Genomic DNA, 15,426 nt, shown 5'->3' with positions numbered 1-15,426 from the left:
GGGCCAGCAGGCCCCGTGGTTTGACTCTCAGATGTTCCTGAAAAGTGTGGCGTACTCCATGGCCTTGGCACCGAAGTACTCCTTGCAGTACTGGGCGGTGGCCTCCGGAGGGAACTCCCTGCAGGAGAACACGTCGATGAAGGCGCGGTCCGTGTCCTCGGCGAAATGGCCGGCTATGCAGGATGTCTCGATGAGCTGGATCAGGGAGTAGCCCTCCACTTTGGGCTCCGCCCCGAACCTGACGGCGATGGGCTCGCCGTACCTCTTCATGTGTATGTGGTCCGCGAGGTCGATCGCGAACTGCTTGATGTATTCGCCGTCGGAGATCTTCTGGTGGTCGCACTCTCCGAGGTCGATGGCTATATGCAAGCCCCACTGGCTCTCGTCGTTGTACTTCTTGATCGAGTCCTCGTCGCTGAGGAGTGGGCCTGAACAATGGCTCATGCTGTACATCGTAATCACCGCGGTTTCCCGCTGACGCATGCATCGGAGTACCCTATTTGAAACTGACCCTCGGCCTGTCTCCTGGGAGATAATCTCCGGCCCGCAGTGTCTCCCAGGCGTCATCATATGTAGTCTACGGTCACGGCCTGCGATCACACGGCCTCCATAGGGGTGGCTTCCCACGGCCCGTCCGGCGTCGGAGCCTTCGGAACTGTCCCGGCGAGGCCTTTATACCGAGAACCATCTTGACGTGGCATGGGCTCCAAGGTATACTTCACCGACATGAACTGCCGCATCGGCGACAGCCTCCTGGACAAGCTCGGGAGAGTGGTCCGCGCCGCAGGGATCTGCGACATCGACATGGAGAGGAAGTTCGTCGCCATCAAGCTGCACTTCGGCGAGTACGGCAACCTCTCGTTCCTGAGACCGAACTACGCCAAGGTAATCGCGGACATCGTGAGGGAGAACGGGGGTATGCCGTTCCTCACCGACTGCAACACCCTCTACATCGGGAGGAGGAAGCACGCGCTGGAGCACATGGACACGGCCAACCTCAACGGGTACGGACCCATGACGACTGGATGCCAGATCGTCATCGCCGACGGACTGAAGGGTACCGACGACGTGGAGGTCCCCATCGACGGCGAGTACGTCAGGAACGCCAAGATCGGCAGAGCCATCGTGGACTCCGACGTCATCATATCGCTCTCCCACTTCAAGTGCCACGAGCAGACCGGCTACGGGGGTGCGCTGAAGAACCTCGCCATGGGTTGCGGGTCCCGCAGGGGCAAGCTTGAGATGCACGCGGCAGGGAAGCCGAGCGTGGACCCCGACGTCTGCAGGTCCTGCGGGAAGTGCGTCAGATTCTGCGCGGTGTCCGCCATAACAATTGACAAGAAGGCCGTCATCGACCAGGAAAGATGCGTGGGCTGCGGGAGGTGCATCGCCACATGCCCCTTCGACGCCATCGATCCGCTCTACGACGAGGCCCCTGACGTGCTCAACTGCAAGATCGTGGAGTACGCCATGGCCGCGGTGAAGGACAAGCCGAGCTTCCACATCAGCATCATATGCGACGTGTCGCCGTTCTGCGACTGCCACGGCGAGAACGACATGCCCGTCGTCCCCAACGTCGGCATCCTCGCGTCCTTTGACCCCGTCGCCCTGGACAGGGCCTGCATAGACCTCGTGCAGAGGCAGCCGATGGTGCCGGGGTCCCTCCTTTACAGGAACTGCGACGGAAGGAAGCCCGCGGACATATTCAAGTGCGTTCAGCCGTCGACCCACTGGCAGAGCACCTTCGAACACGCCGAGCGCTTGGGCTTCGGCACGTCCGACTACGAGCTCGTGGAGATCGGGTGACCGTCATGATCGGCGGGATATTCGAGGTCATAATGCTGCTGTGCTTCGCCGCAGCGTGGCCGGCCAACATACTGAAGGCCTACAGGGCGAGGACCGCCGTGGGGACCAGCCTCCCGTTCATGCTCATCATAGAGGTGGGCTACGTATGCGGCATGCTGAACAAGGTGGTGAACGACGAGGTGTTCATCGACGGCGTGTTCAACTACGTGCTGGCGTTCTACATCCTCGACTTCTGCCTGGTACTCATCGGTGTGATCCTGTACTTCAGGAACAGGGCCATCGACAGGGCCGGAAGGGCCGATGCCGAATAATCCGATATTCGTAAAAGAATAAAATTTACCTCCGACATGGGTTCCGTTCATATAGTAGGACCATGTCGGAGCATTCCAGATGAGCGAGATAGCCTCTGATGCACTGTCAGCCCTCCGTCGCTACAGGTGGGCGATATTCGCCGTCCTGACGGTCGGGTACTTCTTCGTCTACTTTCACAGGATCTCCGTGAGCGTCGTCGGCCAGGACATCGTCGCCGACGTCGGGGGATCGATCGGATTCCTCAGCAGCGTGTACTACTGGACGTACACCGCCATGCAGATCCCGTCCGGCGTGATGGCCGACAGGTTCGGGGCGAGAGCCGCTTCCACCGTCTTCCTGCTGATAGCGTCGATAGGGTCGCTGGTGACCTGCGTGGGCACAGAGTTCTGGATGATCGTCCTCGGCAAGGTCATGATCGCGGCCGGCATGGCGGTCGTCTACGTCCCGCTGATGAAGCTCGTCTCCGTCTGGTTCCCCAAGTCCGACTTCGCCGTCCTCAGCGGGGTCGTCATCGCGGTGGGCAACGTGGGCGCGATAGCCGCCACAGGCCCCCTGGAGCTGATGGCCCAGGCGCTCGGCTGGAGGGAGGTCTTCCTGGTGCTGGGCGTGATCACGCTCGTTCTCGCCGTCCTCTGCGCCACGGTCATACGCAACCACCCCAAGGACAGGGGGCTCCCATCGGTGGAGGCCGTCGAGCTGTCGGAGCACGGCACGGCCGTGGTGGAGTCCTCCGCCGCGAGGATACCCGTCATGAAGGGTCTGCGCATCGTCCTGTCCGGAGGCAGGAAGTTCTGGACCTGCGCCCTGGCCTACTTCCTGGTCTACGGGTCCATCATGACGTTCCAGGGGACCTGGGCGGTGACCTACTTCAACAACGTGTACGACTTCGTTCTCTCCGCATCCTGGATGGTGACGGCCCTGGGAGTGGGGAAGATCCTCAGCACCCTCGCGATCGGCGGTATGACTAGCCGCGGGATCATCCGCTCCAAGAGGAAGGCGATGATCTACGGGACATCCGTGTTCACCGTGCTATGGGCGGTCATATTCGTCTTCGCCGGGGACATAGACAGCTACTGGTTCTGGTTCGCGGTCAGCTTCGCCTTCGGCTTCTTCGGAGGGTTCATGACCCTGTCGTTCACGCAGGTGAAGGAATGGTACCCCATAGCCATCTCGGGCACCGCCGTGTCTGGTACGAACATATTCCTGTTCCTGGGGGCCAGCGTCTGCACCACGATCTCGGGAGCCATCATCGGCACCGCGTACACCCTGGGCAACTTCACGGTCCTCTGGGGCCTGATGCTCCTGTTCTCCGCGGTCGCCGTGGTCCTGCTGGTACTGTCGGTCGAGAAGCGCCCCGAGGACCCGCCGGTCGGCGTGGAGCTCGTGAGGAAGGCATCGGACAGCTGATGTGCCAGCATTTACAGCGACTGTCCGGTCGTGCAATCCTATTATATCTTCGGAAGATATGGCAGGGCTAATGGAAACCTTAGAGCAGTTGATTTCCAAGGCCGATGCAGGGGACGTGCAGTCCTGCTTCGAGCTTGGGCAGAGGTTTGCGATCGGAGAAGGGACCGATGCGGACGAATCCGCCGCGTTCGAATGGTACCTCCGCGCCGCCAGGATGGGTCACCCCACGGCGGAGTTCGTGGTGGGCCACTGCTACGCCAACGGAGTCGCTGCGGCGGAGGATCCCTCAGAGGCACACATGTGGCTCTTCCGCTCCGCGATCAAAGGCGGATACGACGCATACGCGGCCCTGTCCGACTACTACGAAACGCACGATACGCCGGATGACGGCGATGTATACGAATATTTCAAGGCGAGGTCCTCCCCCGAGGACCCGGACGCCACGTACGTTCTCGCCAGGCTGACAGAGCTCGCCGTTGGCACCGACTTCAACCCCGCAGGGGCCTACGACCTGTACAAACAGGCCGCCGCCGCGGGACACATCGAGGCCCAGCACCGCGAGGCCCTCTGCGTGCTGAACGGCACCGGCACCGGCCGCGACCGCCCCAAGGGCGTCGAGATGCTCCAGGCCCTGGCCGACATCGGCTACTCCCCCGCCTGCGTGAGCCTCGCCGAGTGCTACGAGTACGGAATCGGCGTGGAGAGGAGCTACGACAAGGCGTTCTCGATCTACCAGGAGATCGCCGACCTGGGAGCCCCCGAGGGGATGTACAACCTCGGCAGGTGCTACATGGACGGCATCGGCGTGGAGAAGGACAACAACGCCTCCTACGCCTGGTACTGCGCCGCGGTCGGAAGGGCCAGCAGGGACGGCATCTACGGCATCGCCAGGTGCTACCTCGGCGGCGTTGGCGTCGACAAGAACAGGGACAGGGGACTGAAGCTCCTGGAGAGCGCGTCCTACATGGGCCAGACCAACGCCATGATCATGCTCGGCCAGCTCTACGCCAAGGGAAGGCAGGTGCCCAAGAACACCAAGGCCTCCGCGGCATGGTTCAAGAGGGCGGCGGACCTGGGCGACGGATACGCCCAGCTGGTCACCGGCGACAACTACGCCAACGGATCCGGCGTCAAGAAGGACGGCAAGACCGCCCTGAGGTACTACCTGATGTCCGCTGCCAACGGCAACTCCGTGGCCTGCTTCAACGTCGGTACCGCCTACGCGCTCGGACGCGGCGTCGCCAAGAGCGACTCCCAGGCGTTCGTCTGGCTGAGCAGGTCCGCCGAGGACAACTACATGAAGGCCCAGTTCTCCGTCGCCGAGGCGTACGCCAAGGGAAGGGGCACAAAGAAGGACTCCGCGAAGGCCTTCGACATGCACCTCAAACTGGCCGAGAACGGCTTCGGAAAGTCCCAGTACCACGTCGCATACGCCTACTTCGAGGGCGACGGCGTCGCCAAGGACGAGAAGCAGGCCTACGAGTGGTTCGTCAAGGGAGCGAAGAACGACAACGCGATCTGCCAGTACTACGCCGGATACTGCCTCGAGAACGGCATCGGCGTGGAGAAGAACGAGAAGCAGGCGATCGTGTGGTACAAGCGCGCCGCCGAGCTCGGACACGTCCTCTCCAGGCAGATTGTGGAGAGGCTCACCGGCGAGAAGGTCCAGTTCAAGCCCGAGGAGTCCCCGTTCGAGAGCTATCTCCGCGCAGCGGAGAACGGCGACGACGACGCGATGTTCATCGTCGGACGCTGCTACATGGACGGTGTGGGAGTCGAGGCTGACGCCGAGAAGGCCCACATGTGGCTCAACAAGGCCGTCTCCAAGGGCAACGCGGCAGCCAAGAGGATGCTGGCCCAGCAGAGAAGGAACCAGCAGACCTCCGAGTGAAACTCCAAACAGGGGTCCGGGCAACCGGGCCCCGAATCATTTCTTGAAACGGTCCGCGAAGCGGGCCGTATGCATTCCGAACAATATGGGACGAGACCCGGCCGACCAATGCCGGACGGCCGGATCGGAGAATGTAATCCGTTTCAGCACTTCAGATGACGAAGTATGCTACGATGGTGGCGACAGCCAGGATGGCCAGCGCGATCATGGGCATGGCGTTGACAATCTTGTCCTGGGTCGAGATCTTCTCTTCCATGGTTCCGAATCCAGTTCATCATATTTATGGAAAATCCATCGGGAAGGTAGTTATGCATCGAGGGACTGCACCCCCTTGATGGGAAAGATAGGAGTTCTCTTCGTATGCTACGGCAACATATGCCGCAGCCCGATGGCGGAGTTCGTGTTCAGGAAACTACTTGACGAGGAGGGTCTGGCGGACCGCTTCTACGTCGCATCCGCCGCCACCAGCGGCGACCACATAGGCGACCCTGTGGACAGCAGGGCCGCGGCGGAGCTGCGCATGCACGGCATCTCGTGCGAGGGGAAGCGCGGCAGAAGGCTGAAGCGTTCGGACTTCACAGACTACGACTACATAGTGGGCATGGACAACCGCAACATGGAGTACATCAGATGGACCGCGCCCGCGGAACCGACATGCGAGATATCGATGCTCATGGACCATGCGGACGGCGGCGAGGTCGCCGACCCTTACTACACAGGAGACTTCGGCAGGACGTACCGCGACGTCTCCAGGGGTTGCAGGGCCCTGCTCGACCACATCAGGGAAGAGCACCCGGAGCTGATGGGATGACCGACATCAGGGTCTTCATATCGATAGGGATCCCCGACAAGACGTCCCTGGACGGCCCGCTCTCCTACCTCGGGGGAATCAAAGGCGTGAGGACGTCCCCGGCCGAGCAGATCCACATCACCCTCAGATTCATCGGCGACATCGATGAATCGAAGGTCGACACCGTGGAGGACTGCGTGAGGAGGGCCGTCAGCGGCATCGGTCCTTTCAACATCAGGGTGTCCGGGGCAGGTGCGTTCCCGAAGCGCGAGAGACCGTCGGTGGTATGGATCGGCGCCTCACCGCAGAAGGAGATGGCCGCCATAGCCGACCGCATCGGCGACAACCTCCGCAGAGCTGGGATCGATTTCGACGGGAAACCGTTCAAGTCGCACATCACCGTGGGCAGATGCAGGGGGCCAGCGGACCTGTCCGGATTCTTCGAGAGGTTCTCCGGATCCGATTTCACAGAGTTCCAATGCGACGAGATCCTCGTCATGAGGAGCGTCCTCGGACCCAGCGGCGCCAAGCACACCGTCCTGAGAAGGATCCCCCTGAACTGAGGGGACGGCATCGACGTGGGGTGACCGGTCCGGGAATCTACTCCGGCACTCTCATCCGCTGGTTTCTCTTCAAAACCCGCATCCTTGATGCCTACGGGCCTTGTCCCGTGAATCAACGTGACCGCACGGTGCCTCCTTTTTATCCTCAGTCCGCGAGAACCGTCCGAGAGACATGAACATACGTCACTTGAGAACGGACAGGGCCGGAGGCATAGAGGGCCTCCCCCTGCAGCTGATGATCGTGATCCTCGTGGCGACCATGGGAACGGCCATCATCGTGGGCTGGATGGGAAACATCGAGACACCGCATTCGATCGGCGATGTCGGCGTGGAGGACATCGTGTACTGCAACAACGGCCAGATAACCGGCTTCTCTGTGGAGGTCAGGGACCAGGACGGCAACTACCTGGAGGGGGCTGTCGTCATCATCGAGAACAGCTACATAACCATGGACGACGGGGCGGGCGGAACGAAGAGTCCCGTGGTCGTCACCGGAACGGACGGAACGGCGTCGTTCGGCAACCTGACGGTCAACCCGCCCGGGAACGTCAGCCACTTCGACATGCATCTGTCCATAAGCAAGACGGACTACGGGGAGAAGGATCTGGAGATAACGGTGGTGCTCGGTTGATATCCGATCGCCGCGGGATCATCGGCATGCCCGTGAAGCTGGCGGTCTGCATCCTTGTACTTGGCCTCATGGTCCCCTTGGTTCTGGATGCTGTCGAGGATGCCGAGGACGAGATGTCCTCGTACGGGATCCTGCAGGAGGCCGAATCCCTGAGGGACGCCATACAGCGGGCGTACTTCCAGGACTGCACCGTCACCCATGAGATTGACCTGCCTTCGGGGCGGTCCATCTCCGTCGGAGGATCCGACGGAAAGGGATACGTGCTGAGGCTGCTAGTCGATGGGGAGCAGGTCGGAACCGTCAGCCTCGGAGCTGCGCAGACCCTCGGCGACGGCATCGTCATATCCGGACACACGACGGTCCGGCTCAACGCGACGGTCGATGCCGACGGGAACTACGGCGTGGAGGTCGTGACGTGATCGAGTTCACGCTATCCCGCGTCGTCCTGATGGCATGCGGGGTCGCGGTACTCGCAGTGGCGATGGCCGCCGTGGATGGGGCCGGCGACAGGATCGATTCCGACCTGGACCAGGAAACCGCCGACAGGATAGCTGCCGCCCTGGACGGGTTCAATGGATCCGTCGCGGATGAGTGCGTGCTGGATCCCCGCGACCTCCTCCCGTCCGGTGACCACCTGCTGTGTGTGGAGGACAACCTGGTGAAACTGGAACACGGCGGGAGAGTGTACACCGCCCACACCGCGTACCCCGGGGAGTTCACTCTGAGCTGGGGTTCAGGGGAGATCGTCCTGGTGAAGGGATCAGTCGCCGAACGTCTCGGCGATGTGCCTGACGGTGTCGGTGAACACGTCGATCTCCTCTACGGTGTTGTACAGGTAGGTCGAGGCGCGGGCGCTGCCGTCGATGCCCCTCGAGACGTAGAACGGATGGGCGCAGTGCATGCCGGAGCGGATCATGACCCCCGCCATGCTGTCCAGCATCATCGCTATGTCGTGGGCTCCGAGACCGTCGATGTTGAACGAGAAAACCCCGCCTCTGTACGCGGCCTCGGTCGGTCCGACGGGATGGACGTTCCTGACTTCCTCCAGGTTGGACAGGATCCTCCTCATGAGCTTAAGGTCCCAGAGCTGGATGTTCTCCATCCCAACCCCGGACAGGTACTCCAGCGCGGCCTTCGTGCCGACGATCCCCGCGTAGTCGTGGAGCCCGGCCTCGAACTTGTCCGGGATCGGTGCGAGGTTGACCGAATTGTAGGTCGCGAGACCGACGGTGCCGCCTCCGAGTGACAGCGGCCTCATCTCCTCCAGGATCTCCCTCTTCCCGTACATGACCCCCATCCCCGAGGGGCCGAGCATCTTGTGGATGGACATGCAGTAGATGTCCGCATCGATGTCGCTCAGGTTCACCGGCATGTGCGGAGCGGCCTGGGCGCCGTCGATGATCACCTTGGCCCCGAAGTCGTGGGCTATCTCTGTGACGGCCTTTACAGGGACGGAGCACCCTGTGACATTGCTGGCGTGCTGCACGGAGACGACCTTCACGCCGTGACTCATGCAGTTGTAGAATGACTCCATGTCGAACCTGCCGTCCTTGTCGGACCTGGCGAACCTCCTCTCTATGCCGATGTTCTCCTGGAGGTACAGCCAGGGCACGTGATTGGAGTTGTGCTCGGAGTCGGTAGTGACCACCACGTCCCCCCTCTTCAGTCCGAGACCGTAGGCCGCGGTGTTCAGACCCTCGGTGCAGTTCTTGGTGAAGACGTAGCAGTCAGGGTCGTCCGTGCCGAAGAACCCGGCCAGGGCCTCGCGGGTCTCGTCCATCGCCATGGAGACCTTCGTCGCCATGGAGTGAACGCTGCGGCCGCCGCAGGCGGGATAGTTCTCGTAGTAGTCCGTTATGGCCCGTATGACGCTGTCCGGCCTGAGGGACTGGCATGCGCTGTCGAGGTATATCCCCTGACCGGCGCGGATGGTGGGGAAGTCTTTGCGGATTGCGTCTACGTCCATGCCCCGTCTATCTGCTTCCCCTATTAATGATATGCGCGCGCCCATGCGCATGATTTTAAAGAGCGTCTGCATCCCAAGGCACATGGTGTCGCTTAAGACCGATATTGGCAGCATTTCACTGGAGAAGCCTGGGATCGTGGCCTCCGGGATCATGGACGAGACCGGGCCCTCGATGGTCCGCATGATTGAGAGCGGCGCGGGCGCCGTTGTCACGAAGTCCGTCGGCCTGGAACCCAACGCGGGACATGCCAACCCTTGCTTCACCGAGGTCACGGGCGGCTACGTCAACGCCATGGGACTGCCGAACCCCGGTATCGAGCTCTTCAGAGAGGAGATGGAGGTCGCCGTCCCCAAGGGCAGGATCGTGGGATCGATATACGGCGCAGGACCCGACGACTTCTCCAGGCTCGCCGGGAGGATGGAGGACTACGGCGCATGCGCGGTGGAGCTCAACCTCTCGTGCCCCCACGCGAAGGGATACGGTATGGAGGTCGGCACGGACCCCGCCATGGTGAAGGCCATCGTCTCGGCCGTCAAATCAGCGGTCTCCATCCCCGTCTGGGCCAAGCTGACCCCCAACACGCACATCCTCGGCGACATCGGGATGGCCGTGCAGGACGCGGGAGGCGACGCGGTCGTGGCGATCAACACGCTCAAGGCCATGGTCATCTGCCCTGAGATCGGCAAGCCCCTGCTGAGCAACAAGTTCGGGGGCCTGTCCGGAGCCGCCGTCAAACCCGTCGGAGTCAGGGCCGTCTACGACCTCAGGACCGTCCTCGACATCCCCATCATCGGGGTCGGGGGCATCGAGAACTGGCGCGACGCCGCAGAGTACATCATGGCCGGAGCGTGCGCGTTCCAGGTCGGTAGCGCAATCGGCACCGTCGGGACGGACGTCTTCGCGAGGATCAACGAGGGGCTCTCCGCCTTCATGGAGGAGTACGGCTACTCATCCATCGCCGACATGACGGGGGTGGCACATGACTGACGTCGTCACCATAAAAGAGGTCGTGCAGGAGTGCTACGACACCAAGACGTTCAGGTTCGACTGGGACGCCGACGCCAGGCCCGGCCAGTTCATCATGGTCTGGATACCCGGGACCGACGAGATCCCCATGTCTATCTCCGGGATCGACGGGATGGAGAAGAGCATCACCGTCAAGGCGATCGGGGAGGCGACCAGGAGGCTGCACGAGTTCAAGGCCGGCGACCGCCTGAGGATCAGAGGACCCTACGGGAACGGCTACGACCTCTCTAGGGGCGAGCTCCTGATCATCGGCGGAGGCGTGGGGACCGCTTCGATCATGCCCGCGGTCACCGCATCCGGAGCAGACACGATCATCGCCGCCAGGACCCACAACGATGTCATCCTCGACGGCGTCGCGGCGGAGCACGCCAGGAACCTGTGGATCGCCACCGACGACGGCAGCCGCGGGTTCCACGGGAACGCAGTCCAGCTCATGAGGGGGAAGGTGGCTGAGAGGCACTACGACTGCGTCATCGCCTGCGGCCCCGAGGTCATGCTCTGGTTCACGTACCAGGCCTGCAAGGAGCTGGGGATCGACTGCCAGCTGTCCCTTGAGAGGTACATGAAGTGCGGCGCCGGCGTCTGCGGGTGCTGCGTGATGGACGACTCCCGCGTGTGCAGGGACGGACCTGTTTTCGACATGGAGAAGCTCGCGAAGCTCACCGAGTTCGGCAAGTCCAACAGGGACGCCTGCGGGCGCACCGTCAAATTCAGGTGATCCCCCTGGCCCAGGCCGACCACATCACAGTCGTCCACGGGAGCCTCACGGTGGACGTGCCCCGCAGCATCTTCAGAGGTGCGGAGCTCGAGATCGACCCCGAGCGCGCGGAGCCTTTCAGGAGGATGATCCAGGACAGGTACCCCTGGATAACGGACAATTCCATGGACGTCCTGCTCAACAAGGCCCGCAAGGAGATGATCCGCGTCAGGGACGAGGAGACGAACGGCCGCAGCCACAGCGCGAACCTGGCCGCCAAGGGGAAGCTGGATGAGGCCATAGCGCACCTCCAGCTCCACCTGGAGTCCAATCCACGGGACGCCGATTCGTGGTACAAGCTGGGGGAGCTCCTCTGCAAGGCCGGTAGGGCCGACGAGGGCTACAGGGCCCTGAACCACGGAAGGGAGCTGGCGGTCAGTCAGCAGCAGAGAAAAGGGCGTTGATCGCGTCCACGACCTCGGGCACCGTGGCGCCCCACGGGACCCTGACCACGTCGCCGTCCAGCTCGTGACCCTGCTTCACCTTGCAGCATTTCACGATTGTCTTCACCCCCGGCTCCACGTAGTCGGCGGGACAGACGTTTATAAATGGGACGTCACGACCGTACAGCGACCTGAATATCCTCTGGGACAGATGGCAGCCTATCAGGGTGACGTCGCCGACCTCGGACGGGGCGTCGTCCAGGAACGAGTACGGCATGGGCGCCTCCAGATGAGACACCCTGCATGGGAACATGACCTCCTCCGTGCGCACGTCTGCCACCTTGTCCGCCATGTCTATTATGCGTACCTCCGGGACCACCGGCAGGTCGACGAATCCCGACGCCAGTGCCCTCTCGACGAGAACCCCGAGCTTCGCCGGGGAAGGCGGGACGTTGTCAACGACCATTAGCCTGAGCGGCTCCATGTCCTTGATGTAGTTGATGTGGGAGAACATCCCGCGCACCACCACCGCCTTGCCCAGATGGCGCGCCTGCAGCTCCGCCAGCGCGGGGACGTTCAGGACGTCCATGTCGGGGACCTCCACATAGACGGTTTCATCGGGCAGCGAGAGGATCTCGTACCCCGTCACCTTTCTGAACAGGCCTGTTCCCGGCTCCTTCTCCAGATGAAGTGCGGCGTATCCGTCGCCGTTCCTGAGGATGAGGTCGTCCGTGCGGACGTAAGCCGTCCAGTCCTCCATGAGCGAGGCTATGGAGTCCTCGTCCAGAGGGATGCCGACATCGCGCATGGAGACGTCCTTGCAGTGCATGGACCCTAATCGGGATGCCATATTTCAAAGTCTGGCACCTGGGCCGACCACGATAAAGAATATATAGGTTCAAACAATCGGGAGCCGTGCGTCGAGGTACCACAGTGGCTATGGGGCGGACTGCAGATCCGCAGACGGGGGTTCGATCCCCTCCCTCGACTCCATTCCTTTTCAATCCAAGTGTCCGTTGCGCCGTATCTTCTTGAACACCGGCGTTAGCGCCTTCACGACGTATCCCTGCGCGACCATCAAGAACACCGTCCCGAGTCCCACGCCGTGGAGGCCGCGGAGCAGGGCAAGAGAGAGCACGAAGGCCAGGATAACGGAGACCACATTGACGACGATGATACTCCTTCCCAGGGGGATCCCCGTGGCCCTGTGAACGGCCAGCATCAGACCGTCGTCGGGGAGCATCGATACGTTGGCATCCGCCTCCATCGCTATGGCGAGGCTGGTGAGCAGACATCCCGCCAGGACCAGTCCCCACTGCCCGGCCAGTGTCTCCGCACCCAGGGAAGCGAGCACGTAATCGAACAAATCCATGCACACGCTGTAGAGGACGGTGTACGGAAGCTGCGAGAAGACCCTGACCGTCATCCCCCTGTCCCTGTACACGGCGCACTGCACCAGAACGAACACGAGATAGACGATGAACGTCATCGTTCCAAGGGTCAGACCGGAGGCCTCGCTCATGACGTATATGAGGGACGACACCGGCGAGACGCCCTGAAGGGACCGCACGGTGATGATCACCCCGAACGCCATGATGAGCACGGAGGCGGTCATCTCGACGAGGTCGACAGGGGTCGGAACGGTCTTGATCCTCTCGACTTCCCGCCTGTCCATGGTACTAAATTTGCTTAGTACAAATTTATAAATTATCGATTGATTTTTGTATAATTGTCCAATTCCCTTAGTCGGAAAAAATCGGCATATGATTTGTTCTTTATGGAAACATTTATAAATGGTTTATAAATAGGCCCGATTGGTGAAAAGATGGCCAAAATGAACATTGAGAACGTGGTAGCTTCGACATACCTTGGTCAGGAACTGGACCTGAACAAGATTGAAGACGCTCTGGAGGGTGCCGAATACAACCCCCAGCAGTTCCCCGGTCTCGTCTACAGACTCAAGGAGCCCAAGACCGCCACTCTGATCTTCAGGAGCGGAAAGGTCGTCTGCACGGGTGCCAAGTGCCGCGAGGACGTCAAGGTCGCCATCAGCAAGGTCGCCAAGGACCTTGAGAAGGCCGACGTCCACATCACGATCGAGCCCAAGATAGAGGTTCAGAACATCGTCGCCTCCTCCGACCTGGAGCAGGAGATCAACCTCAACACAGTGGCCATCACACTGGGACTCGAGAAGGTTGAGTACGAGCCCGAGCAGTTCCCCGGACTGGTCTACAGACTGGACGACCCCAAGGTCGTGGTCCTCCTGTTCGGATCCGGCAAGATGGTCTGCACCGGCGCCAAGGTTCCCGAGGATGTGACCCGCGCGGTCGACAAGATCGCCGCCGAGCTCAGGTCCGCGAGCCTGATGGTCTGAAAACGGCGTCCCTCGAAGGGACGCCATTATCCAACCCTTTTACTTCCCCGTTCCCCTCGTCACAGTTCTTGCACCTTTAATGCATCTGGATTCTTTTCGACGCGTACTGACATCGTGTCACCCCCATGGGTTTGATTCCCACGTTCAGAGAACATCGGGTCCGGAGACCTGAGGACAACATCGAGGTCGTCCTGCGGTTCAACGAATTCTATAGGATGGATGAACCGGACCCCTACTCGACCATAGACATCTGGCATGATAATCGCATGTGGAGGTCATCACGACCGAGTCCTCCTCTTAGTTAGACACTAGACCAGGGATCTCACCGTGGACATCGGGAATCTCCTGTCAATGGAAAGGATGCTCGCCTTCGGGCTCTCTGGATTCCCTTCTCAGAAACAGATCATCTGCGATCGGCGGAGATATAACGTGCCGAACGCGTGGAACCTATCTTGACAATCTCTCCTGCATCGAGCAAACGTTTGAGCTCGGATGAAATCGTCGCTTCAGAGATACCCGGAAGCATGGAAATGAGGTCCCTCTTAGATACAGGCATGTTCATATTGAGTACCAGATCTCTCACGGCACCGGATTTGCCCTTATTCTGGAACGCATGAGCCAATCTCCGGTCATACTCGCGATAGGAGAGGAAAAGTACTCCCAGGAAGTAATCGATGAACGGCTCGTAGGATGATGTATTGTCAAACCAACCCTCCTCGGAACTCTCCAGAGCATCATAGTACCCCTTTAGATTGGACCTGATCTTGGATTCCAATGACACATATCTGCAGATGTCATAGCCCTCCTGATAGAGAAGCAGAGTCGTAAGAAGCCTTGACATACGTCCGTTCCCATCGATGAATGGATGAATACGAAGGAAATCAACGATGAAACATGGAATCAACAGAAGATTGTTGATATCTGTGTCGTTCCTGGCTTCCCAGTATGATGTAATCATGTCATCCATGGCCTTCTCCACATACTGATAAGGGACGGCCCTATGAACTTTCAAAATCTCCCCCTGTGGCGATCTGTCGATAGTGACGTTATCCCTAGTCTTGAAGACTGGATCCACGTCCGTGTACGACATCAATATGCCGTATAGTTTGAGAATCGTTTCTGTAGACAGTATGAGGTCTGCATGATTATGATGAATGCGTCTGAGACAATCGCCATAACCGAGAATCTCCGATTCGGAATGCCCTATCGGCTTTGTACCTCCGACTATCAAGGGCACCATACGCTCAGCCGTCGTACCTATCCCCTCGATTGCATTGGAGTCACGAGTGGAAAGGACAATCGCGATACGCTCTATGCTCTCGAGGATTGACTGTCTCTCCATCCCAAGAACCTTGCTTTTTTGGTTGAATCCCTCCAACTTTGATACGCGATTGAGAACCCCCATGGACACTGTGAAATCCTTGAGGAACCGATAGTCGAAGATGTGCATTATAACCAATCTTATAGTTTTATTTCATCATATTTTATTATTTCTCATAATCTACATAGAATTGTTCCA

18 protein-coding genes and 1 tRNA gene are annotated in these 15,426 nt (G+C 60.3%); 13 read left to right on the top strand and 6 right to left on the bottom strand.

The genetic code is table 11. The annotated features are described in order from the left end of the window. Positions 1–27: 27 nt before the first annotated feature. Entirely contained in the window at positions 28–444 is a 417-nt protein-coding gene (locus JS82_03755; GenBank protein QHK18393.1) for an S-adenosylmethionine decarboxylase, read from the bottom strand. Positions 445–699: 255 nt separating this feature from the next. Between JS82_03755 and JS82_03750 the strand changes: the two genes are divergently transcribed. The 8 genes from JS82_03750 to JS82_03715 all read left to right on the top strand — a co-directional run bounded on the left by JS82_03750 (position 700) and on the right by JS82_03715 (position 7,819). Further along, positions 700–1,806: a DUF362 domain-containing protein gene (locus JS82_03750; protein ID QHK17266.1), complete on the top strand. Its 1,107-nt coding sequence runs from the start codon at positions 700–702 to the stop codon at positions 1,804–1,806. Positions 1,807–1,811: 5 nt separating this feature from the next. Continuing rightward, positions 1,812–2,117 carry a hypothetical protein gene (locus tag JS82_03745; protein ID QHK18392.1) on the top strand — a complete coding sequence of 102 codons (306 nt, stop codon included), beginning with the start codon at positions 1,812–1,814 and terminating at the stop codon, positions 2,115–2,117. A 79-nt stretch (positions 2,118–2,196) separates the two neighbouring features. After that, positions 2,197–3,525 carry an MFS transporter gene (locus tag JS82_03740; GenBank protein QHK17265.1) on the top strand — a complete coding sequence of 443 codons (1,329 nt, stop codon included), beginning with the start codon at positions 2,197–2,199 and terminating at the stop codon, positions 3,523–3,525. Positions 3,526–3,595: 70 nt separating this feature from the next. Further along, positions 3,596–5,416, top strand: a complete 1,821-nt coding sequence (locus tag JS82_03735; GenBank protein QHK17264.1) for a sel1 repeat family protein — start codon at positions 3,596–3,598, stop codon at positions 5,414–5,416. A gap of 334 nt (positions 5,417–5,750) precedes the next feature. Continuing rightward, positions 5,751–6,227, top strand: a complete 477-nt coding sequence (locus JS82_03730) for a low molecular weight phosphotyrosine protein phosphatase (protein QHK17263.1) — start codon at positions 5,751–5,753, stop codon at positions 6,225–6,227. Next, entirely contained in the window at positions 6,224–6,769 is a 546-nt protein-coding gene (gene thpR, locus JS82_03725) for an RNA 2',3'-cyclic phosphodiesterase (protein QHK17262.1), read from the top strand. The genes JS82_03730 and thpR overlap by 4 nt, the downstream gene beginning before the upstream one ends. Positions 6,770–6,941: 172 nt before the next feature. After that, positions 6,942–7,400, top strand: a complete 459-nt coding sequence (locus tag JS82_03720) for a hypothetical protein (protein ID QHK17261.1) — start codon at positions 6,942–6,944, stop codon at positions 7,398–7,400. A gap of 26 nt (positions 7,401–7,426) precedes the next feature. Next, on the top strand, positions 7,427–7,819 hold the full coding sequence (locus JS82_03715; GenBank protein ID QHK17260.1) for a hypothetical protein: 393 nt from the start codon (positions 7,427–7,429) through the stop codon (positions 7,817–7,819). An 11-nt stretch (positions 7,820–7,830) separates the two neighbouring features. Here JS82_03715 and JS82_03710 read toward each other — a convergent pair whose 3' ends face one another. Together JS82_03710 and JS82_03705 are read right to left on the bottom strand one after the other, a co-directional pair. Beyond that, entirely contained in the window at positions 7,831–8,097 is a 267-nt protein-coding gene (locus JS82_03710) for a hypothetical protein (GenBank protein ID QHK17259.1), read from the bottom strand. 63 nt (positions 8,098–8,160) lie between these two features. Next, on the bottom strand, positions 8,161–9,366 hold the full coding sequence (locus tag JS82_03705; protein QHK17258.1) for an aminotransferase class V-fold PLP-dependent enzyme: 1,206 nt from the start codon (positions 9,364–9,366) through the stop codon (positions 8,161–8,163). An 82-nt stretch (positions 9,367–9,448) separates the two neighbouring features. On the opposite strand from JS82_03705, the gene JS82_03700 reads away from it, so the two are divergent. Genes JS82_03700 through JS82_03690 form a run of 3 tightly spaced genes read left to right on the top strand, consistent with a single transcriptional unit; the run spans position 9,449 to position 11,554 of the window. Then, positions 9,449–10,354: a dihydroorotate dehydrogenase gene (locus tag JS82_03700; GenBank protein ID QHK17257.1), complete on the top strand. Its 906-nt coding sequence runs from the start codon at positions 9,449–9,451 to the stop codon at positions 10,352–10,354. Beyond that, positions 10,347–11,111, top strand: coding sequence for a dihydroorotate dehydrogenase electron transfer subunit (locus tag JS82_03695; GenBank protein ID QHK17256.1), 765 nt, complete (start codon positions 10,347–10,349; stop codon positions 11,109–11,111). Before JS82_03700 ends, JS82_03695 begins: the two co-directional genes overlap by 8 nt. Positions 11,112–11,116: 5 nt before the next feature. Continuing rightward, positions 11,117–11,554, top strand: coding sequence for a tetratricopeptide repeat protein (locus JS82_03690; GenBank protein QHK18391.1), 438 nt, complete (start codon positions 11,117–11,119; stop codon positions 11,552–11,554). Here the strand turns inward: JS82_03690 and JS82_03685 are convergent. Then, positions 11,526–12,362 (bottom strand): hypothetical protein, encoded by an 837-nt coding sequence (locus JS82_03685; protein QHK17255.1) that lies wholly within the window; start codon positions 12,360–12,362, stop codon positions 11,526–11,528. The genes JS82_03690 and JS82_03685 overlap by 29 nt on opposite strands. 90 nt (positions 12,363–12,452) lie before the next feature. Here JS82_03685 and JS82_03680 point away from each other — a divergent pair. After that, a tRNA-Cys gene (locus JS82_03680) sits at positions 12,453–12,526 on the top strand. Positions 12,527–12,533: 7 nt separating this feature from the next. Here JS82_03680 and JS82_03675 read toward each other — a convergent pair. Beyond that, positions 12,534–13,208 carry a hypothetical protein gene (locus JS82_03675; protein QHK17254.1) on the bottom strand — a complete coding sequence of 225 codons (675 nt, stop codon included), beginning with the start codon at positions 13,206–13,208 and terminating at the stop codon, positions 12,534–12,536. Positions 13,209–13,367: 159 nt separating this feature from the next. Between JS82_03675 and JS82_03670 the strand changes: the two genes are divergently transcribed. After that, positions 13,368–13,907: a TATA-box-binding protein gene (locus JS82_03670; protein ID QHK18390.1), complete on the top strand. Its 540-nt coding sequence runs from the start codon at positions 13,368–13,370 to the stop codon at positions 13,905–13,907. 403 nt (positions 13,908–14,310) lie between these two features. Here the strand turns inward: JS82_03670 and JS82_03665 are convergent, their stop codons facing one another. Next, positions 14,311–15,357 carry a hypothetical protein gene (locus JS82_03665; protein QHK17253.1) on the bottom strand — a complete coding sequence of 349 codons (1,047 nt, stop codon included), beginning with the start codon at positions 15,355–15,357 and terminating at the stop codon, positions 14,311–14,313. Positions 15,358–15,426: the final 69 nt, after the last annotated feature.

Source organism: Methanomassiliicoccaceae archaeon DOK (assembly GCA_009911715.1).
GTDB lineage: Archaea > Thermoplasmatota > Thermoplasmata > Methanomassiliicoccales > Methanomethylophilaceae > Methanoprimaticola.
This window is presented reverse-complemented; position numbering and strand designations above follow the sequence as displayed.